This window comes from Paenibacillus caseinilyticus, from assembly GCF_027533645.1.
Classification (GTDB): domain Bacteria; phylum Bacillota; class Bacilli; order Paenibacillales; family NBRC-103111; genus Paenibacillus_G; species Paenibacillus_G caseinilyticus.
The window spans coordinates 160,469-180,093 of the sequence record NZ_JAQAGY010000010.1 but is presented as its reverse complement, the minus strand read 5'-3'; the positions used below and the strand labels follow the sequence as shown (position 1 = coordinate 180,093).

20 protein-coding genes and 1 riboswitch are annotated in these 19,625 nt (G+C 59.2%); of the genes, 6 read left to right on the top strand and 14 right to left on the bottom strand.

The window, feature by feature from the left end; translation table 11 throughout:
• Nucleotides 1-492: 492 nt before the first annotated feature.
• From O9H32_RS17065 to O9H32_RS17020, 10 genes are all read right to left on the bottom strand, one after another.
• On the bottom strand, nt 493-2,463 hold the full coding sequence (locus O9H32_RS17065) for an ATP-dependent DNA helicase (RefSeq protein ID WP_269867413.1): 1,971 nt from the start codon (nt 2,461-2,463) through the stop codon (nt 493-495).
• Nucleotides 2,464-2,541: 78 nt separating this feature from the next.
• On the bottom strand, nt 2,542-3,201 hold the full coding sequence (locus tag O9H32_RS17060) for a hypothetical protein (RefSeq protein ID WP_269867325.1): 660 nt from the start codon (nt 3,199-3,201) through the stop codon (nt 2,542-2,544).
• A 127-nt stretch (nt 3,202-3,328) separates the two neighbouring features.
• On the bottom strand, nt 3,329-3,568 hold the full coding sequence (locus O9H32_RS17055; protein WP_269867324.1) for a helix-turn-helix domain-containing protein: 240 nt from the start codon (nt 3,566-3,568) through the stop codon (nt 3,329-3,331).
• Between the two features lie 303 nt (nt 3,569-3,871).
• Nucleotides 3,872-4,750, bottom strand: a complete 879-nt coding sequence (opp4C, locus tag O9H32_RS17050; protein WP_269867323.1) for an oligopeptide ABC transporter permease — start codon at nt 4,748-4,750, stop codon at nt 3,872-3,874.
• A gap of 4 nt (nt 4,751-4,754) precedes the next feature.
• Complete coding sequence (locus tag O9H32_RS17045) at nt 4,755-5,726, bottom strand: ABC transporter permease (protein ID WP_269867322.1); 972 nt, start codon at nt 5,724-5,726, stop codon at nt 4,755-4,757.
• A 46-nt stretch (nt 5,727-5,772) separates the two neighbouring features.
• Entirely contained in the window at nt 5,773-7,437 is a 1,665-nt protein-coding gene (locus tag O9H32_RS17040) for a peptide-binding protein (RefSeq protein WP_269867321.1), read from the bottom strand.
• Nucleotides 7,438-7,474: 37 nt separating this feature from the next.
• Nucleotides 7,475-8,467, bottom strand: coding sequence for an ABC transporter ATP-binding protein (locus O9H32_RS17035; protein ID WP_269867320.1), 993 nt, complete (start codon nt 8,465-8,467; stop codon nt 7,475-7,477).
• A 30-nt stretch (nt 8,468-8,497) separates the two neighbouring features.
• Nucleotides 8,498-9,466, bottom strand: coding sequence for an ABC transporter ATP-binding protein (locus O9H32_RS17030; protein WP_269867319.1), 969 nt, complete (start codon nt 9,464-9,466; stop codon nt 8,498-8,500).
• Between the two features lie 266 nt (nt 9,467-9,732).
• A complete protein-coding gene (pdaA, locus tag O9H32_RS17025; protein ID WP_269867318.1) occupies nt 9,733-10,521 on the bottom strand; it encodes a delta-lactam-biosynthetic de-N-acetylase in 789 nt (262 codons plus the stop codon).
• Between the two features lie 182 nt (nt 10,522-10,703).
• Nucleotides 10,704-10,964 carry a YqkE family protein gene (locus tag O9H32_RS17020; protein ID WP_269867317.1) on the bottom strand — a complete coding sequence of 87 codons (261 nt, stop codon included), beginning with the start codon at nt 10,962-10,964 and terminating at the stop codon, nt 10,704-10,706.
• 214 nt (nt 10,965-11,178) lie between these two features.
• Between O9H32_RS17020 and O9H32_RS17015 the strand changes: the two genes are divergently transcribed.
• Nucleotides 11,179-11,904 (top strand): AAA family ATPase, encoded by a 726-nt coding sequence (locus tag O9H32_RS17015; protein ID WP_269867412.1) that lies wholly within the window; start codon nt 11,179-11,181, stop codon nt 11,902-11,904.
• Here the strand turns inward: O9H32_RS17015 and O9H32_RS17010 are convergent.
• Nucleotides 11,901-12,509, bottom strand: coding sequence for a hypothetical protein (locus tag O9H32_RS17010; protein ID WP_269867316.1), 609 nt, complete (start codon nt 12,507-12,509; stop codon nt 11,901-11,903). The two genes, O9H32_RS17015 and O9H32_RS17010, sit on opposite strands and share 4 nt — an antisense overlap.
• 287 nt (nt 12,510-12,796) lie before the next feature.
• On the opposite strand from O9H32_RS17010, the gene O9H32_RS17005 reads away from it, so the two are divergent.
• The 4 genes from O9H32_RS17005 (at nt 12,797) to O9H32_RS16990 (ending at nt 15,695) form a co-directional block, all read left to right on the top strand.
• Nucleotides 12,797-12,955, top strand: a complete 159-nt coding sequence (locus O9H32_RS17005; protein ID WP_269867315.1) for a hypothetical protein — start codon at nt 12,797-12,799, stop codon at nt 12,953-12,955.
• 387 nt (nt 12,956-13,342) lie between these two features.
• A riboswitch (cyclic di-GMP riboswitch) is annotated at nt 13,343-13,430 on the top strand.
• Between the two features lie 125 nt (nt 13,431-13,555).
• Nucleotides 13,556-13,693 (top strand): sporulation histidine kinase inhibitor Sda, encoded by a 138-nt coding sequence (gene sda, locus O9H32_RS17000; RefSeq protein ID WP_269867314.1) that lies wholly within the window; start codon nt 13,556-13,558, stop codon nt 13,691-13,693.
• A gap of 48 nt (nt 13,694-13,741) precedes the next feature.
• Nucleotides 13,742-14,881 (top strand): sensor histidine kinase, encoded by a 1,140-nt coding sequence (locus tag O9H32_RS16995; RefSeq protein WP_269867313.1) that lies wholly within the window; start codon nt 13,742-13,744, stop codon nt 14,879-14,881.
• Between the two features lie 205 nt (nt 14,882-15,086).
• A complete protein-coding gene (locus tag O9H32_RS16990; protein ID WP_269867312.1) occupies nt 15,087-15,695 on the top strand; it encodes a hypothetical protein in 609 nt (202 codons plus the stop codon).
• Nucleotides 15,696-15,902: 207 nt separating this feature from the next.
• Here the strand turns inward: O9H32_RS16990 and O9H32_RS16985 are convergent, their stop codons facing one another.
• Both O9H32_RS16985 and O9H32_RS16980 read right to left on the bottom strand, forming a co-directional pair.
• A complete protein-coding gene (locus O9H32_RS16985) occupies nt 15,903-16,886 on the bottom strand; it encodes an aldo/keto reductase (protein WP_269867311.1) in 984 nt (327 codons plus the stop codon).
• A 170-nt stretch (nt 16,887-17,056) separates the two neighbouring features.
• Nucleotides 17,057-18,442, bottom strand: coding sequence for an SMP-30/gluconolactonase/LRE family protein (locus O9H32_RS16980; RefSeq protein WP_269867310.1), 1,386 nt, complete (start codon nt 18,440-18,442; stop codon nt 17,057-17,059).
• Nucleotides 18,443-18,688: 246 nt separating this feature from the next.
• On the opposite strand from O9H32_RS16980, the gene O9H32_RS16975 reads away from it, so the two are divergent.
• The gene (locus O9H32_RS16975; RefSeq protein ID WP_269867309.1) at nt 18,689-19,246 is read left to right on the top strand and encodes a nitroreductase family protein; all 558 of its coding nucleotides are present in this window, start codon (nt 18,689-18,691) and stop codon (nt 19,244-19,246) included.
• A 209-nt stretch (nt 19,247-19,455) separates the two neighbouring features.
• Here O9H32_RS16975 and O9H32_RS16970 read toward each other — a convergent pair whose 3' ends face one another.
• The gene (locus O9H32_RS16970; RefSeq protein ID WP_269867308.1) at nt 19,456-19,566 is read right to left on the bottom strand and encodes a YjcZ family sporulation protein; all 111 of its coding nucleotides are present in this window, start codon (nt 19,564-19,566) and stop codon (nt 19,456-19,458) included.
• Nucleotides 19,567-19,625: the final 59 nt, after the last annotated feature.

Genomic DNA, 19,625 nt, shown 5'->3' with positions numbered 1-19,625 from the left:
CTTTGGGGGATGGGCCATCGGGTCACTTCGATAAACCCTATGCTTCTATTTTTGGACAACCCGCCCTTTTCTTCAAGGTGGAAATAACAACAATCGAGGGGATAAAATCGGCTTGTCTTCCGTACGGTAAAGCATTGTTCCGTCGCCCCAGTACTCCTACTATCCGTAAATACTCACGTTGACGAAGGCGGCCGATGAGCAGCGGCTGGACTGCTGGCTTCCTTCCCCGCGAGCACGCGCAGGGCTGGCCGCTTCCAAAAAAGTTCAAGGCGCGCGCGGCGCCCCTATGATCACGTCCACTCGGAAAACAGCCATCCCTCATTTCGCCGCCGTCTTTTTGAATGCCGACAGCGTTGGATGAAGCAACAGAGATACAAGAACGCGTTTTGCGTCTTTCACTTTCAGTCATGACAAACAAGCCCGGATCCTGGGGTTCCGGGCTTGTTTGTTATGACTTTGTATCCTACTTCGTGTATGATCCCGATTACCGATTCAACTCTTCGCACCCTGCCCTGCCTGAAGCTCTTGCAGCAGGACGCCCGTAGGCAGCACCGCCTCGATCCGCGCGCGGATCGCGCCCTCTTCCGGCCGGTCTTCGGCGAACACCGCCACGATGCCCCGGTCCTCCCGGGAGCGGATCAGCCGGCCCATGCCCTGGCGCAGCCGCAGCAGCATATACGGCAGCTCCACTTCCTCGAACGGCGAGGCGGAAGCGCTCCGCTTCACCATAAAGACGGGATCCTGCGGCGGGAACGGCAGCGACCAGATGATGACATTCGACAGCGCCGGCCCCGGCACGTCGAGCCCCTCCCACAGGGAGACGGCGCACAGGACGCTCTCCTCATCCGATTGGAACGCTTCGATGAGATGGCTGATCTCGGCGTCGCCTTCGTAGAGGAAGCGAAGGGCTCCGCACGCCGGATAGCGGCCGATTTCGCTCTTGAACCGCCGCAGCTCCTCGCGTGTCGGGAAGAGCAGCAGCGCCCTGCCCGCCGTGCGCTCCAGGAGCCGGACCGCCATATCCAGTTTCTCTTCGAAGCGCCCCCCCTCCCGCCAGCGTGGATAGATCGCTTCCATCTGGTGCTCGTAATCGTAAGGGGAAGGCACGGAGAAAGAACGGTACTTCCCGATGCCGAGGCTCTCCGCCATGTAATCGAAGGACCCGTCCACGGACAGCGTCGCCGAAGAGAAGACGACCGGCATCTTCGCCGTGAACACCTGCTCCCCGAGCACTTCCTTCACCGTCCTCGGCATGATCGAGAGCGTCAGCGCGTTCCCGCTGCCCTCCGCCCAGCAGATCAAGGTATCCGGCGAATCGAAGAGCACCAGCGCCCGCTGCATCATCTCCAGATGCTCCTCGACGATGCGCAGCTGGTATTCGTTCAAGGTATAGAGCTCGCCCTCGAACACGAGCTCCTCTTCGATGGCGGTAAGCACGCTGCGGAGCGCCCGCACCTCCCGCAGCAGTTCCGGAACCAGCTCGATGCGCATGCGCTCCGTGCCCGGGACCGGCGTGCTCGCGCGGGACAGCTCCCGGAAGAGCATCTCGCTGGTGTCGATCGCCTCATCGATCAGCACCGCGAGCGTCTCCCGGATCTCGCCTTGCAGCAGCCGGGTGATGAGCTCCTCGAATACGGCATGCTTCAGCTTGTAAGTGAGCGCCTTCTGCGCAGCCGTCTCAAGCAGATGGCCTTCGTCGAAGACGACCGAGCTGTGCTCCGGCAGCAGCGGCAGCTGTCCTTCGCGCTTGCGGCTGTCCGCCGTCCATACATGCTCCATATAGAAGTCGTGGGAGCAGATAATGACGTCGGGCGAACGCCGGTAATGATCCCGGGACAAGGTTTGGCCGCAGCGGTGCCTTTTCTCACAGACGAAGCAGTCCTGGAACGTATCCCATCCGATCTTGTTCCACTGCCCGTCATTCAGATGGGGATAATGCTTGCGGTCCCCATACGGATGGAACGACTGCATGGCCGCATTCGACCGGGTGAAGTCCGGGAGCCCCTCATAGACTTCTTCGAACAGCTCGCCGTCTTCATCCTGGAACCGGGCCTCATCGAGCTTCATCAGGCAGAGATACTGGTCGGGCGACTTGCCGAGCCGCGCATCGATCACGAGGTTCAAGTGTTCCGCGAGCTTGGCGATGTCGCCGCCCGGCTTCACGAGCTGCTCGATCAGCGACTCGTCCGCACAGGCAATGACCGCGGGCTTGCGCGTGTACCTTGCATAGCACACCGCATAGAGCAGGTAGGCGAGCGTCTTGCCCGTACCGACTCCCGCTTCCGCGAAGATAATCTCCTTATCCGCATACGCTCTCTCGAGCTGGAATGCCATATAGATCTGCTCGTCGCGGACCTCGAAGCCCGCTTCCGGCAGGATATCATAGAATACATCCGCGACCCACTCCCCCACCTGCTCGGTGAAAGGACGGGACGGATCAAAAGCAAATGGGTACCGCTCCACTATAGTTCGTTCCTCCATGACGTAGAATCGTTCATTATATGTATTCGACAGACAATGGGCCCTCCCCTGCCGGCTGCCTCAGTCTTCTTCAAGTTCCAGGCGGTACAGGCGGATGCAGAGGTACCCGAACACAAAAAAGATCAGATACGTAGACAAGAGGAACAGGTCTTCCAGAAAATGAACGGAAATATTCGAAAACCAGACCGAGCAGAAGGTCAGGGCAATAACGAGCCGGTAACGGGCCGAGATGCTCGTTTTGCGGTGTTTGTTCACAACGGTGAACCCCAGCCGGAAGAATGTGAAGGCATACGAGAAGAGGAACAGCAAAAACGCAAAGATCCATTCCTGATGCATAATGCCGCTGGCCAAGGTGCTTGCGGCCCTCTCCATCTGGTAATCGTTGACGATCATGGAGGTGATATTCTCCATAAAAACGGCAATACCGTACGAGAGCGTGACCATCATGAATGAATCGGTTCCGTTCAGCTTGAACAAGTACCGCATGCACAAGGCTGCCGCCGTGATTTCCAGCGGGGCATTCAGGATATGGAAATAATGATTGATCTTCATGAGCTGGATCAAGGTCCAGGATAAAGGGGTTAAGACAAGGACGGTGAGCAGCATCGGTTTGATGTATGGATACAGTTTGATCCGAAAAAAAGCAAGAGCCAGTGAAAAGATACCGATCCAGGTGACAAAAAAGAAGACGGCCAACGGCAAATTATCCAAAAGACTCACCTCGACTCATATCCAGTTTTATGAGCCTTTGGACTTATGGACACATGACCATTAGACTCTTATAGGATAATATTCGACATTTTTCTCCGATTTCCTTTCGCGTCTAGTCTCTTTCTTCTCTCCATATTTATCCTCCGCTTTCTTCCACATAACCGTATACGGGCCGCCATTCATACAGGGCTCTTACATCGCATCCGAGCGTTCCGGCGATCGACACCGCCACTTGGAGCGGCATGACACGCTTCAGCTCCATATAGTCATAGAGCTTCTCTGGTTTATACAGCAGCCGGGCCGCCAGTTCCTCCGCAGCCATCCCGCTCTCCTTCAGCCTCTCCCGCAGCAGACAGGAGACGATTTCCATTTTCATCCCGGGTGTCCTCCCCTTCCTTGGAATGCTCTACGTTTCCCATTCTCCCCAGGGAAGGAAGTCTTATCCTCCCTGCGGGCTCGGGCAGCCCTTATTACCCGTTTTTCCTGAACAAAAAAAGCAGCACCCCCGAGGATGCTGCTCAGTACGCTGCCTTGCATGGTGCCTTAGTATGCTGCTTTGTCCGCCGCCCTGCATGCGGCCTTGCATGCCATAGATGCCTTAGATGCGGCCTTGAATACCGTGTCGTCCCTCTTCCGCACCTAGACGTAACCGAAACTCCGCAAGGCCCCAAGACACGCCTTACTTCGAATCCAGTGCGCTGCGCAGGCCGTCGCCGATAAAGTTGAAGCACATGATCGTCAAGAAAATCATAAAGCCCGGAATGAACGGCAGCCATGGCGCCTTCGTGAGTATCGTCAGATTCTGCGCGCTCTGCAGGAGATTGCCCCAGCTCGATGCCGGAGGCTGGATCCCGAGGCCCAGGTAGCTCAGCGTCGACTCCGTCAGAATCATCGTGCCCATCTGCAGCGTAGCCGAGATAATGACCGGCGCCAGGCTATTGGGCAGAATATGGACGAAGATAATACGGGCGTCGCTCATCCCGATCGTGCGGGCCGCCTCCACGAACTCGCGGTTCTTCACGGTGAGAATCTGGCCGCGGAGCAGGCGCGCCTTCGTCATCCAACCGAAGAGGACGAAGACGAGAATGATATTGAACAGGCTCGGCCGCAGCAGTGTCACGACGGCGATCATCACGAACAGGGACGGGAATGCCAGCATCATGTCGACGAACCGCATGAGCACGGCATCGACCCTGCCGCCGTAATACCCGGCGACCGACCCTACCGTGACGCCGACAATGACGTTCAGCACGACCGACACGATACCGACGGAGAGCGATACCCGCGCTCCGTAGAGCACCCGGGAGAGAAGATCCCGGCCCAGGTCATCGGTCCCGAACCAATGCGCCGCGCTCGGCGGCTTGAGACGGTTCAGCAGATCCTGCTCCGCGGGGTCATGCGGGGCGATCGCCGGCGCCAGCAGTGCGAGCAGCACCAGCACGATCATGATCACCAGGGAAGCCATCGCCGCTTTGTTGCGCTTGAACCGGGTCCAAGCCCGGCTTTCCTTCTTGACCGGTGCCTGCCCTGGCGGGACAGCTGGAATCGCTGCTTCCATAAGACTACCCCTTTGCTGCTTTAGTGGAATAACTGACTCGCGGATCCAGGAACGCGTAGGAGATGTCGGCGAGAATGCTGCCTAGCACGTACAGGAACGCCGAGATCGTCGTGATGGCGAAGATCACCGGATAGTCCCGCTGGAAAGCCGCTTCGGTGAATAAGCGCCCCATCCCGGGGATGGAGAAGATCGTCTCGACGATCAGCGTGCCGGCGAAGAGTCCCGGCAGGGAGAGGCCGAACAGCGTCGCCAGCGGAATGAGCGCATTGCGCAGCCCATGCACGCCGAGCACCCGGCCGTCCCGCAGTCCCTTGGCCTGGGCGGTCCGCATATAGTCCTGATGGATGACCTCTAGCATGCTCGAGCGCACATACCGGGTCCAGATCGCCACCTCACCGCACACAATAGTGAACAGAGGCAGCACCAGATGCTGCAGCCGGTCTCCAAGACTGAAGGAACCCCCCACCGTCTGAAGTCCGCCGGAAGGCAGAACCCCCAGCTTCACGGAGAAGAACATGATGAGCATGAGACCAAGCCAGAACGCCGGCACCGACATCCCGACGAAGGTCAGGGACGAGACGAGGCGGTCGAGCCGCGAATCCACACGCAGCGCGCATAGGATGCCGAGCGGAAGAGCGATGAGCAGCGAGATCGCCAGGCTGGTGATCGTCAGCAGCAGCGTATTCGGCAGCCGGTCGATAATCAGGTCCGAGACCTCCTGGTTCTTGAGGAACGAGGTTCCGAAGTCACCCGTCACCATCCCGCTGACCCACTTCCAGTACTGGATGTACATCGGCTGGTCGAGCCCGTAGGAGCGGATCAGGTTCTCTTTGTCGCTCGTCTTGATGGTCGGATCCTCCAGGAAAGCCGATAGCGGGCTGCCCGGCGCCATGTGAATGATGGCGAACGAAATGATCGTGATCCCAATCAAAATCGGGATCGCATTGATGAGTCGCTGCAGGATATAGCGGGACACGGGGTTCCCCTCCTATCGGTTAGGGTAGAGCGGCGGCCGCTTTCCTTTACTTGGTAAAATACCACTTTTCCACTTCCTTCAAGGAATCGCGCGCAGGGTTGAAGCCCTCCAGATTGGCCGGATACGCGACGGTCGCGGTCGGCGAGTACAAGAAGGTGTACGGCTGGTCTTCCGCGATCAGCGCATCAATCTTGCCGAGCAGCTCCTTGCGCTTGCCCATATCGAAGGTCCTCAGGTCCTCGTCGATGAGCTTGTCGACTTCCGGATTCTTATAGGAGATCGTATTGAGCCCGTGTTCGATCTCGGCGGAGTGCCAGATGCCCTTCGGATTCGGGTCCCCGTTGATATTCCAGGCGTACAAGATCGATTCAAACTGCTTGCTTTGGAAGTTTTTAGAGAAAGCAGATCCCTCGACGACCCGCGGCTGTACCGAGATTCCGATTTTTTTCAGCTGCTGCTGAATGACCGTAACCGCTTTCTCGCGTACCTTGTTGCCCTGGTTCACCTGCATCTCGAACTCGAACTTCTTCCCGTCCTTGTCGAGAATCGTGTCGCCGTCCGAATCCTTCCAGCCGGCCTCCGCCAGCACGGTCTTCGCCTTCTCGGCATCGAACGCGAACTTCGGCACATTGTCGGTGTAACTCCAATACGTCGGAGGCGTCTGGCTGTGGACGATCATCCCCTGGCCTTCCGCTACGCCCTCCACGATGCCCTGCCGGTCAATGGCCATGGTCAGCGCCTGCCGTACTTTCTTGTCCTGGAACAGCGGGTTCGTTTCGTTCCACGCCACGTACAGGTAGCTCGAGGACTTGATGCCCTTCTGCAGCTTAATCTTGCCCGATGTCTTCGCGTACTGCTCGATCACATCCAGATTGTCCGCCGGCACCGGACCTGCCGTCACCTCTCCGGTCTGCAGCTGCGCCATGGTGGCGTTGGCATCCGGTATAATCTTCACCGTAATCTTCTCGATCGCCGGCTTGCCGCCGTAATATTTCTCGTTGCGCACGAAGCGCAGATACTGCCCCTGCTTCCACTCCTCGAGCTTGTAGGGCCCCGAGCCGACCGGCTGCTTGATGAACGCCGACTTGTCCATATCCTTCACCGGCGTATCCCCAAGAATATGCTTCGGCAAAATATTGTAGGCCATGAGGTCGATATAGCCGGCATACGGCTCCTTGAACGTGAATTTGATCGTCGCATCGTCGACCTTCTCCACTTTGGCCAGCGGCTCGAATACCCCTTTGCGCGGTCCGTTATTATCCGGGCTCAGCGCAACCGAGTAGGTAAAGACGATATCATCCGCGGTGACCGGCTTGCCGTCGGTATAGAGCGCATCGGTGCGGATCTTCACCGTCATCTCCTTCTTATCCTCGGAGAAGACCGGCTGTCCGGTGGCGAGATCGGGTTCCAGCTCCTGCTTGGAGCTGTGGTGATACAGCGAGCTCGTCACCAGGTCAATGACTTCGCTGGAATTTGTCGTCGTCGCCCAAAAGTCGCTAAAGCCCTGCGGGTCGGCCAGAAAAGCCCAAATGATCTCGCCTCCGTCGGCTTTCTCTTTCTTGGCGTCTGCAGCCGGCTGGGCCTGTTCGCCGGACGGTGCCTTGGCCCCGTCGCCGGATGAGCAGCCGGCCAGCAGCAAGGCGGCGGACAAGAAAGCGGACATCGCAGCCGCAGCCGGACGGGAATACGGGAACTTCATAAACGTGGACATGGACATTCTCCTCACAATGGGATGTTAACGCATACTATCAGACGGCAGACAGCGGCCTGGCTGCAGTGGCTTGCTCGGCAAGATGGCAGGCGGCCATATGGCCCCGGTCCACTTCGCGGTAGGCCGGAACCTCCCGGCTGCAGCGCTCTACGGCGACCGGGCAGCGCGGATGGAACGGACAGCCGGACGGCGGGTTCGCCGCGCTGGGCACTTCGCCGCGCAGGATGATGCGTTCCCTGCGGCGGTCCACCTCCGGCTCAGGTACGGATGAGAGGAGCGCCTGCGTATACGGATGCCGCGGACGTTGGAACAGCGAGTCTCTGGAAGCCAGCTCCACGATCCGGCCGAGGTACATGACGGCGACGCGGTCGGAGATATGGCTGACGATGCTGAGGTTGTGCGAGATGAACAGATAGGACACCCGAGTCTGTTCCTGAAGATCCTTCATCAGGTTCACGATCTGCGCCTGAATCGACACATCGAGCGCCGAGACCGGCTCGTCCGCCACGATCAGCCGCGGCTGAAGGGCAATGGCCCGCGCAATGGCGATCCGCTGCCGCTGTCCGCCGGAGAACTCATGGGGATAGAGGGCGGCGGAGGCTGCCCCGAGCCCCACTTGGTCGAGCAGCTTCTCCGCGCGGGCCGCCGCTTCCTTGCGACCGAGCTTGCCTTGCACCATCAGCGGTTCGGCTACCGTCTGACCTACGGTCAAACGGGGGTTGAGCGAAGCGTAAGGATCCTGGAACACGCACTGCATCTGCCGCCGGTAGGGCCGCAGCTCGCGCTGGCTCATCCGGGCGATGTCCTTACCCCCGAAGTTTATTTCACCATCGGTCAAATCCAGCAAGCGCAACACAAGACGGCCCACGGTCGATTTGCCGCAGCCCGATTCGCCGACGATCCCAAGGGTCTCGCCTTCGTATACGGTGAAGCTGACGCCGTCGACCGCGCGGACCAGACCGGCCGCTGCGCCGCTCCCGTATGGGAAGCTTTTCTTCAATTGGTTCACTGTCAGCAGTGGAACGCTCATAGGATTCTCTCCTCCTCCGAAAGGGACGACTCAGGACGGCACGGCGATGCAGCGCACTTCGTGCGACGGACCGATGCTCCGCAGCGGCGGCATCCCGTCCCGGCATTCGGGCCTCGCGATCCGGCACCGGTCGGCGAACCGGCATCCGGGTCCATGGCTTCCGGGCCGCGGCACGCTGCCCGCGATGGGCTCCAGACGGCCAACGTTCCCGTGCATCCGCGGCGTCGAATGCAGCAGCCCCTGCGTATAGGGATGCTGCGGCGAAGTGAAGAGCGTACGCACGTCGGCGGTCTCGACGACCTGCCCCGCATACATGACGATGACGCGGGACGCCATCTCCGCCACCACGCCCAGATCGTGGGTGATGAAGAGCACGGCCATATCGGACTCCTTGAGGAGCTCCCTGAGCAGATCAAGCACCTGCGCTTGAATCGTCACATCGAGCGCCGTGGTCGGCTCATCTGCGATCAATAGCTCGGGCCGGCAGGCCATCGCCATCGCCAGCATAACGCGCTGCCTCATCCCGCCCGAGAGCCGGTGCGGGTATTCGCGGCAGATGCGCGCGGGCTCCGGGAATCCGACCCGCCTCAGCCACTCTTCGGCCGCAGCGGTTGCGGCCGCCTTGTCCACCTTGAGGTGACGGATCAGACTCTCGGTCATCTGCGTGCCGATCGTCAGGACCGGATTGAGCGAAGTCATCGGCTCCTGGAAGATCATCGAGATATGTTTGCCCCGGATTTGAGACAGCTGGCGTTTCTTCAGCCCCACCAGCGAGCGCCCGTTGAATCGCACATCGCCTCCGGATATCGATCCGGTCCGCGGAAGCAGACCCATGATCGAGAGCGAGGTCATGCTCTTGCCGCAGCCCGATTCGCCGACCAGGGCAACGACTTCCCCCTTGCCGATGGTGAAATCGATGCCGTCGACAATCGTTATTTCCCGGCGCTTGTCCCGGATGACGGTAGTGAGTGACTCTACTTCCAAGATGCTTTCGGACACTACGAACACCTCGCTTAGGGAATAGCCCGCGTTGATACGGAATGTATCTTCCGTAATCTAAAGATTCTTAAGAATCTTAAGAGAACTTCATAATTGCGTATGACCATTGTATAAGGTGAGGAAGAAATTGTCATCTAATATTTTTATAATTTGGGATTATTCAGGAGGTTGATTCGTACGCCAAAAAGGCGCAGCAACTGCCTGCACCTTTGGACCTATGAGAGCTCCCGCCTCCGAGACTTCCTCTAACGCAGGAGTACGCTCTGCTACGGCGTATGAACCTTCATCTCATCGAGACTCTTGAACTGGTATCCTTGGCCCCGCGCCTCATCGATGATGCGTCCGAGCGCCTGCGCATTGTCCTTCGATACGGAATGCAGCAGGATAACCGCTCCCGGATGCAGCTGGGCCATGACTTTGTCGAAAGCGTACTGGGCGCCCTTCTGGTCCGTCGTATCCCAGTCCTTGTAGGCTACCGACCAGAATACATTCGTCAGTCCCAGCTCCTTGGACACGGACAGCGACCGCTCCGTGAAGATGCCCCGCGGCGTCCGCAGGTAGCGCATCTCCTTCTGTCCCGCCACCTCCGCGACCGCCTCCTTCACCCGCAGCAGCTCTTCCTTCATCCGTTCCGCCGAGATGGCGCTCATATCGGGATGATGCCACGAATGGTTGCCGATCAGATGCCCCTCCGCCGCCATCCGCTTCAGCAGCTCCGGGTGGCTCTCGATATAGTGGCCGGTCACAAAAAAGATGGCCGGCACGCCCTTCTCCTTCAACGTATCGAGCATGCCCGCGGTGAATCCGTTCTCGTACCCGTTATCGAATGTCAGGTAGAGCTCCTTCTGGGCGGGATCTCCGGTGAATACCGCGTCGTACTTTTTCAGCAGGGGCTTGAAGCCTTCCTGGTCAATAGAGGGGGGCATGCCTTTCGACGACTTCTTGAAGCCGAAGTGAAACCCGCCGTCCGCGGATACGGCTGCTTGCGGTCCCGCTAGCTGGGCGGCCAGCACTAACCCGGCCGACAAGATGCCGATCAGGGCCTTGTGGCGCATGGAACAACACACTCCTCGCTGGTAGAATAGCATGGCCGGACGTGTAATCCGATCCCCTGTACTATTCCCACTTCACCCAAATTCAGGAGCGGCCGGCGGATGGAAAATGGCTCCAGCGCCAAACAAGCAGGCCGGCAAGCCTGCTGCTCTTACAGATGTCCCGGTCAACGGATGACCCGGGACTATTTGAATTTCCGCCAGTTGGGGTCCGAGTTCGACAGCAGATGCCCGAAGTCGTTATCCAGGCGTTTTTGCTCCGCCTTCCTGGCTTCCTCCGCCCGCTTCCTCGCTTCTTCCTTCTGCTGCTCGGCCTCCGCCTTCATGGATTCGGACTGCGCTTTCAGCTTCTGCAGCACATCCGCACCCAGCAGGTCCTTCAGTGTAGCCGGCTTCTCTTCACTGCTGGGCTTCGGCGCCGGCGCTCCGCCTCTTCTCTTCACCATGGTTCCAGCCTCCTTCCCGTAATTCCCGGTCCGGACGTTCCCGTCCGCTTCCCATCCGGGAGGTATCCTATTCATCATACCGCGTCTGGGAGACAGCCGCAACCGCCCTTCCCGGATAATGCTTCGGATTTTTATTTGGATTTTTATGCTTGACCGAGTAGACTGGAATCAAGCGAGCGCAAGCCTCAAAACGCATGTATAGGAGTTGAAAACGTTGTACCTTCGCGAAGTTTCCCTGGTCCGCAGCCGCATCGAGGACGACTCCGGATATCCGTTCACGATCCCCATGGTCCGGCATCTCGATACGATTTCCTTCACAGGCAGCATCACGTTCTTCGTCGGCGAGAACGGCTCGGGCAAATCCACGCTGCTCGAAGCCATCGCCTATCAGTGCGGCTTCCATACAGCCGGCGGCGGGCGCAACAACAGCTACGAAGTCGATGCTTCCCACTCGGCGCTCGGGGAGTATCTGCGTCTCTCGTGGCTGCCCAAGGTGACAAGCGGCTTCTTCCTGCGGGCGGAGACGTTCTACCAGTTCGCCTCCCATCTCGACGAGCATCCCATGTCGCTGCGTCATTACGGAGGCAAATCCCTGCACCACCAGTCCCACGGAGAGTCGTTCCTCTCCCTGTTCCTCCACCGGTTCGGGGAGAAAGCGGTGTACCTGCTCGACGAGCCCGAAGCCGCCCTCTCGCCCGCACGCCAGCTCGCACTCCTGCGCATCATGAAGAATCTCGAAGACCGCGCCCAGTTTATCATTGCCACGCATTCCCCGATTCTCCTCGGGTACCCCGGCGCCCGCATCCTGAATTTCGATGAGACTCCGATCGCCCCCATCCGCTATGAAGACACGGCCCATTATGTACTGACCCGCCAGTTCCTCGAGAACCGCGACCGGCTCCTGCATGAGCTGTTCATGGAAGACGGGGAAGACGGCTAGCCTGCCGCGGCGCTGCCGAACCAGGACCGGCACAAATCCAGCGAGCGCTGGATGCAGAGGTCCATGCCGTGGCGCACGTCTTCCAGCGAGAGGAGCTGCAGCTCCTCGGCCAGATGGGCCGCGGGATAGTCAAAATCCTGCAGCGCCCTGCGCTTCAGCTCCTGCAGAGCGGCGCCGTCCGCCTGCTCCTGCACCCCGTGCTGCGGAAACTCCGCTGCAGCCAAGGTATCATAGAGCCTTCGCCTCCCCGGATAAGCGTCCAGCAGCTTCGCATTGCAGAGCAGGAAGTCGCGGTAATAGGCTTTGGCGAGCGCCGGCTGTTCCATAATGCGGGCGCGTACGCCGCCGGCATGCACGAAGATCGACCAAATATCGTCTCCGACGAGATGCGACAGATAGCCAAGGAGATACAGATCGGGCATCCGGTGGGCGTACTGCTGCAGGAAAGCGCCGTAGGCGATATAACGGCGGCCGGCAAAATGGGCTGCTTCGGACCTGGCCGCATCCGGCTTCGCCGCGTCGGGAGCCAAGGAACCAAGCAGCAGGGCTCCTGATGAGGCCAATCCAAACTCCTCCGCCAGGCCGTCCGCTATGATCAAATGCATGATTCGGGATGGCATGCTGCATGCTCCTCTCTCGGGTTCTGGAGTCCGGCCCGTATAGCCGGCCCCCTGTCCCTCCACTATCCCACAGGGATGCCTGTTCCTTCAATGCCTCGCGGGTGATGGTTCCATGATACGCTTCTATTGGGATGATACGTTCTTCAGTCATGGTCTCCCGGGAAGAACGTTCATTTCCATTATGTACTTCTGGTGAAATCCATGTTCCCCCCGCTATGATAGGGGAAGAGGGGCTGCACCCGGCCCTATCCTTCACTCGGAGGCCCGCCATCATGAAATATCATGTCCTACATAGATTGACCCGGGAACTGCATGTGCTCTATCCCTTGGAAGTGCTCGACATGGAGACGGATGCGGAAGGCCGCATTATCGTTCACGGAACCGACGGGGAATTCTATTACCTGCTCGCCGACGAATCGCTAGCGACCTGACCATACCCCATTCCCAAGAGCCCCTTTTGCCGCTCCTTCCCCAAGGAGCAGCAAAAGGGGCTCTGGTCATTCCATGCCATGTATAGATTATTCAGGCAGCTTCACCTGCACTGGAGCCCAACCTCACCGGCTAGCGAATATGCGGCGTCTCCTGCGGTGGTGCGGCCGGCTCGGTCTGCGGACCTATAGCTGCTGCCCGGTTCCTCCCCATCCCCAAACGTCCCCATTCTCTTACCTCTGATATTATTGAATTTATTTCCATTTATTTTGTTATCGCCAGGTGTGGTCATGCCCCCCACTGCCCCAAAACATTTTGCCAGAATCTCTCGAAACGTAGTCCGGAAGTCTATACAAATCTGCCCGGAATCAATACAATAGAATTATAGCTTCCGACAAAGGCAAACTTCTCTAAAGGGAAGGACGCAAAGCCACGGGCCTACCGAACGAATCGTTCCATGGTTGCCGGGCTGCCGTGAGTGTATTCTTAACGGCTGTTCTGCCTAAGGCAGTCCATGCGTGATCAGCGACTATCAGATAGCAGGAATGGACACGACGACTCATCTGATCATCGCGAGAAATTGTCCTTTGGAGGTTACAAGCTTGAACCCTTCCCTTGAAAAATTATCGGATGAAGATCTGCTGGAGGCGTACCTCCTCGCTCTCGATTTGAAACTGGAGCCCAGCTTCGTCCGCTTGCTGCGGGATGAAATCGACCGCAGACAACTCCATATGGATTGATTCACAAAAGGAGCAGAAGCAGGCAGGATGTCAACTAACCTTCAAGGATTGCTGTTATCGCAAAAGAACCTCATCATTAGCCAGTGGACCCGCGAGGTGGACGAGAGGTATCCGGGCAGATACGATTTCACTGAGCTCGAGCGCACGGCGGATTCCTACTATCAGCTTGTCACGGACTGGCATGTCCCTTTAGAACTGCATCCGCTGTACCCGATCATCCCTGCGCTCTGCCGCTATCACTTGTCGATCAGCACCCCTCCGACGCACCTTCTTCAGAGTTCCCATCTCTGGCGTTCGCTTCTCACCTCGGCGGCGTGCGAATGGTACGAGAAGGGCCTGGCCACAGGTGAAGATATGGCTGTGTATATGCCGAAGATCCATGCGCGGATCGATGAGATCCAGTATGTCATCTCTTCGGGCTTCTGGGAGCACTCCCAGAAGCAGTTCGACTCCGCAATGACCCAGATGCACAAAGAGAGGCTTCAGATGGCCGGCAAGCTGGCGGCCAGCATGGCGCATGAGATCCGCAACCCGCTCACCACGATCTCCGGATTCCTGAAGCTGCTGACCTCAAAGATACCCGCAGAGTCGGCAGGCGCCGTCCAACACTATGTCTCGATCATTCAAGAGGAATTCAACACGATCCAGATGCATATCAACAACTTCCTGAACTTCTCTAAGCACAAGCAGGAGGAGCCCTTCCGGGAAGTCAGCATGGAGGAGCTCATCCACGGGATCGTCAATCTCGTTGCCCCCCGCCTCAGCAGCGAAGGCATCGAGCTGCATTCCGGGGTCGACTGCCAGAACATCCGCCTCAGTGTGCAGCATGTAGGCATGCAGCAGGTGCTCGTGAACCTCATCAACAACAGCATTGATGCGGTCCAGAGCATGGACCCCTCCTCCCCCAAGCTGATTGCGATACAAGGTTACGAAGACGGGGAGCATACCTGTATTCGCGTCACGGACAACGGTCCCGGCATTCCTCCCGATGTTAGAGACAAGCTCTTCTCGCCCTTCATTACCAGTAAATCGACCGGAACCGGTCTAGGCCTTGCCATCTGCAAGCAGCTCGTTGAGCAGCATGCCGGCCGGCTGGTCTGCGAATCGCGGCCCGGTGAGACGTCCTTTACGATCCAGCTCCTCAAGAGCCGGGCGGGAGCCGTACCGGTGAACAGCGCTACCGTATGATCTGCTATACCATGTTGAATGAAGCCCGCTGCGAAGCAGGGCTTTTTTTGCTGCAAGCGCTCCAGGCTGCGGTGTTAAGTTTGTGTGAAGATGGCTCCAGCCGGAGGAATGCAGGCAAGCCAGCAAGAATATAGATGGGATAGCCCGCCATTACAACACGTTGGGAGTTGGGACTTTCTGCATTGCATATGTACACCAAGGGAACATGGACCGTCTGCTTGCGCTTGACGCCAAGGTGTTCCCGCCGAATTACCGGATTGATGCAGCCACGACGGAGCAGCGGCTTTCGGTGAATCCGTACACGGATATTGCGGTTCTGGATGGCGAGGAGCTCATGGGCTACGTTTCTCTCTATCCGATCCCCCGTGCGATTTACCAGGAGATCCGCAGCGGCACATTTGACGAAAAAAGGGTGGAACGGCACACCCTGCCTTACCGGCGGATAGGCAAGTACGATGCCTATCTCTGCAGCATTGCGATCGACAAGGCGCGTTATCCGCGGCTGCGGGCAGCCTTCCTGTTCGGGCAGCTCTCCAAGCATCTCATGGCCCTGAAGCGTAGGGGCATGTTCATCCGCCGGATCATCGCGCACGCCGTATCGGCAGCCGGGCGGAAGACGCTCGAGCGTATGGGCTTCAGGGAAGGCAGCCCCGGCATTTATTGTTACCACTGCATCCGGCAGGGACTTCACTTTATTCGTCCGCGGTCTGTGGTCAGCGTCCCTCCGGTCATCTCCCCAGGGGAGTACGGCTGGATGTTCAGCGCGGCACCGAGCGCGTATAACGGTGAATCCGTCTGGGATACCGATACATAGCGGTCCGAACGAAGCATACATCAAGACAGATGCAAGGAAACCGATCAACAGGAAGAACCTCCCTGCGCCGCGCTACGGCGGAAGACAGGGAGGTTCTATTCGTTCATACGGCGCTGCCGGTGACCTCATGCGGCTCAGAGCTTTCTATACATTCACGCGTCTTTATCGGAGACCTCATGTAGTTCAGAGCTTTCCACCATACGGCGGTCAATAGGGCCCGCGGATGTGGGACGCTACCGAATCGCGGTAGAACGAGCGCAGCCGCTCCAGCTCCTCCGCGGAGAAGGCGCGCGCGTCCGCCGCACGCAGGTTATCTTCGACCTGCCTCACATTCTTGAAGCCCGGAATCACGCAGGTCACGTTCGCATCCTCGAGAATCCAGCGCATCGCCGCCTGTGCCATCGTGAAGCGTCCTTCCGCGATCCATGCCAGCTCTCCGGCCAGCTCGACCCCGCGCGGGAACGGCAGTCCGGCGAACGTCTCGCCGACGTTGAACTGCTCGCCGTTGGCATTGAAGCTGCGGTGGTCATCCGCCTCGAAGGTCGTGCTCTCCGTGAATTTGCCGGTGAGCAGGCCGCTGGCGAGCGGAAGCCGGGCCAGGATGCCGACGCCCGCTTCCTTCGCTGCCGGGAACAATTCCACGGCCGGCTTCTGGCGGAAGAGGTTAAAGATGACCTGAAGCGCTTTCACTCCAGGCACGCCAAGACAGAATTGGCCCTCCTCCACGGTCTCTACGCTCACGCCGTAGTGCCGGATCTTGCCTTCCTGCTGCAGCTTGTCCAGCACTTCAAAGACTGATCCGTCCTTCAGCACGGCCAGGGGTGGACAGTGAATCTGATACAAGTCGATCCTCTCGCGCTGCAGCCGCTTCAGCGAGTCCTCACAGTACCGGCGAACCTCCTTCTCCGAGTAGGTTCCGGGGTCATGGATATCTCCCGCACGGCAGAATTTGGTCGCGACATGGATGCGATCTTCCTGTCCCCGCGTCGCCTTCGCCAGCAGCTCCTCCGCATGGCCGGCCCCGTACACATCCGCCGTATCGAAGAAATTCACGCCTTCCTCGATGGCACGCTGCAGTCCCTTCAGTGCTTCCTCATCACTTGAGCGCCCCCAGCTGCCTCCGATGGCCCAAGTGCCGAAGCTCACCTCGCTTACGCGAAGCTCCGTATTTCCCAGCTGTCTGTAATTCATTTCCGAATTCCTCCTCATAGCGGTACTGTCTACAGCCTAACGAAATCGAAGGCTCGGCGCAAGAACTTACCTTGACGTTACTAGCTACCCTTTGCCTGCCGGGCTGCCCGGATTCGGAGAACCAAAAAAATCCGGGTCCCCGTATGGGTACCCGGATGGGCGTACGCTGCCTAGTGATGGGTCCCGCTGCCGCCGGATTGTTCGCTCCCCTGCAGGCCGATCTTGGCGATCGACGCCCCGATCCCCGGCTCGCTTGGTTTGTTCGCTCCGCGCGGCTGGTCAAAGTTGCTGATATACAGCGCTCCGCCCATGATATGCACGCTGGCCGGGAACTCGAGCGGCCCGTCGCTGCCGTTGGCCGCAAGCTCTGCCGCTTCCCCCTGCGGCGTCACCTTCACTATGCTGTTCCGCTCGTTCGCGCATACATACAGCACGCCGTCCGGTCCGAATGCGATCCCGTCCGCACCATAGAGCAGCGGGCTCTTCGCGAAGCGCTCCGCCGTACCGATGGAACCGTCCGCCGCGTTCACGGGCGCCTTCCAGATCTCGCCCGAGCTCGTATTGGCGATAGTCAGCCTGCCCTCCGCATCGAAGGCCAGGCCGTTCACCACGATCTTCTGCTCTTCCCGTTCGGCGGCAAGCCCGCTGGCCCATACCGTCAGCTTGCCGTCCGGCGTGACGATATACACATTGCCTGTCGCTCCGCCGCTCACATACAGCCGGCCGCCGGTGCCGAAGACGAGCCCGTTGGCCCCGTTCGTGCCGCTGACGAAGGTCTCGACCTTCGAAGCGTCGAAGGCGCCGCCATGCAGTGCTTCTCCGGGAATCCGCAGGACCGTGCCTTCCACACCCTGCCCTCCGCCGCTCGCCAGATACAAAGCGCCGTCCGGCCCGAAGGCCATCCCGGTTGCGGAGCGCGGCAGGATCGTCAGCACCTCGGCCTTGCCCGTCTCGGGCACGATCCGGTAAAGCCGCTTCGAGTCCATATCCACCGTATAAAGGTGTCCCTGCTTGTCCCCTGTCACGCCTTCGATCCGCATGCCGGCAGCCTGCTCCGGATCCAGATCGGCGATGATCGCCGCCTGGTGGGCTTCCGCGGCTGGAGTTCCCCCGGAGGTGACAGCCACCGCACGCTTCTGCGGGTCATACCCCACCTTGTACCCGAAGCGCTCATAGACGAAGCGGACGGGAACATACGCATTCTCGCCGATGACGAGCAACGGCGCGCCGGCCGGCTGCCCGGCGTCTTCCTTGCTCTCGGCCGGCTCGGCGCTGAGCTCGACGGTGACGTTTCCTTTGTGCAGCCTGAGGCTCTTGGCGTCCGCGTCCCACTTCGCCTCGGCTCCCATGGCAGACGCAGCCGGCAGGTACGGGGCATAGAGCTGGTTGTCTACCAGAAATGCGTTATTGCCGAGCGCCGCCGGCTCCCCGTCCCAGTGTACGGTCAAATTGGACGGAAGGGGCGCTGAGGCTGATGCAGCCGCAGAAGCGAAGGAAGCTGCCGGCCCGAGGCAAGCCAGAGCAGCCGTCAGGGAAATCACCATCGATTTTCTCATGATTATCCACCCTTTCTGAGTTAGGAATAGACAAGTTCCGGGTCTTCTTCCAAAACTTCGACACACCCCCAAGGGATTCCTGCCGCTGCGCCAGGTCCGCCCCGCAAAGACTTCGCCCTCCGCCTCCCCTTCTCCCAGCCGGCCAGGTATGGTAGACTGATGTATTGATAGATTCGCAGACTGCCCGCTTCTCGTACCGGAGAAGGGGGCTCCCGCCAATACCACCCCAAAGGATGATGAATTTCTATGAACGCAGTCGAAATGTTAAAAGGCCGCAGAGCCGTAAGGGCGTACCTCCCCCGTGAAGTGGAAGAAGCCAAAATTCAAGCGCTGCTGGAAGCGGCTACTTGGGCGCCGAACGACCGGCTGAGAGAGCCGTGGCACTTCTATGTCGTACGCGGGGAAGCTAAGGAACGCTATGGTGCCCTGGCCCGGACGTTCCTCGAAGAACGGTTCCCGGCCAAGCCCCACCTCGTCAAAGAATCGCTGCTTGTGCTGGAGAATACGCCGGTCGTTATCGTCGTGACGGCCGACATTGTACCCGGAGACGATGCCTCCTCCGAGGATAACGAGTATGCGGCAGCCTGCGCGATCCACTCGATGTGGCTGGCGGCGCAGGAGCTCGGCTTAGGCCTCGTCTGGCGGACGAGGGGGATTGGTCTGGCGCGCGACGAGCGGCTCCACGCCTTCCTCGGTTCGCCGGAGAATAAGAAGATTATCGGTTCCGTCTTCGTCGGATATCCGGCGGGCGACACCTCCGTTACCCCACGGAAGTCCTACCGCGAGAAGAGCACCTGGCTGTAGACTGGCTTGTACGCATCCGCGGGAGAGCAGGGCGCAGTTCAGCCTGCTTCTCCTGCGGATGGCCCCTTCGTGCCGCCTACTGCCCCTGCCCATCCACCCAGCGGTTGGAGGGCGGGGCCTCCTGTAGATTAGATGGTGTTCCTCATACGAAAAACCCGCTGCCGGGGCAGCGGGCTTTTCATATGACTCAAGAATCCAAGGTACTGCGATTAGATGAATGCACTGGAAACGATAACGAGCAAAATGAACAGGACCAGGATCGTTCCCGTACTAGTCCAGCCGCCGCCACAACCTGCGCCTACTCCGCCGACATAACCCATCGCTGCCGCCTCCTTCCGGTTTAGATTCTGCATTGTATGAGGGGGAGACCGTCAGGGGT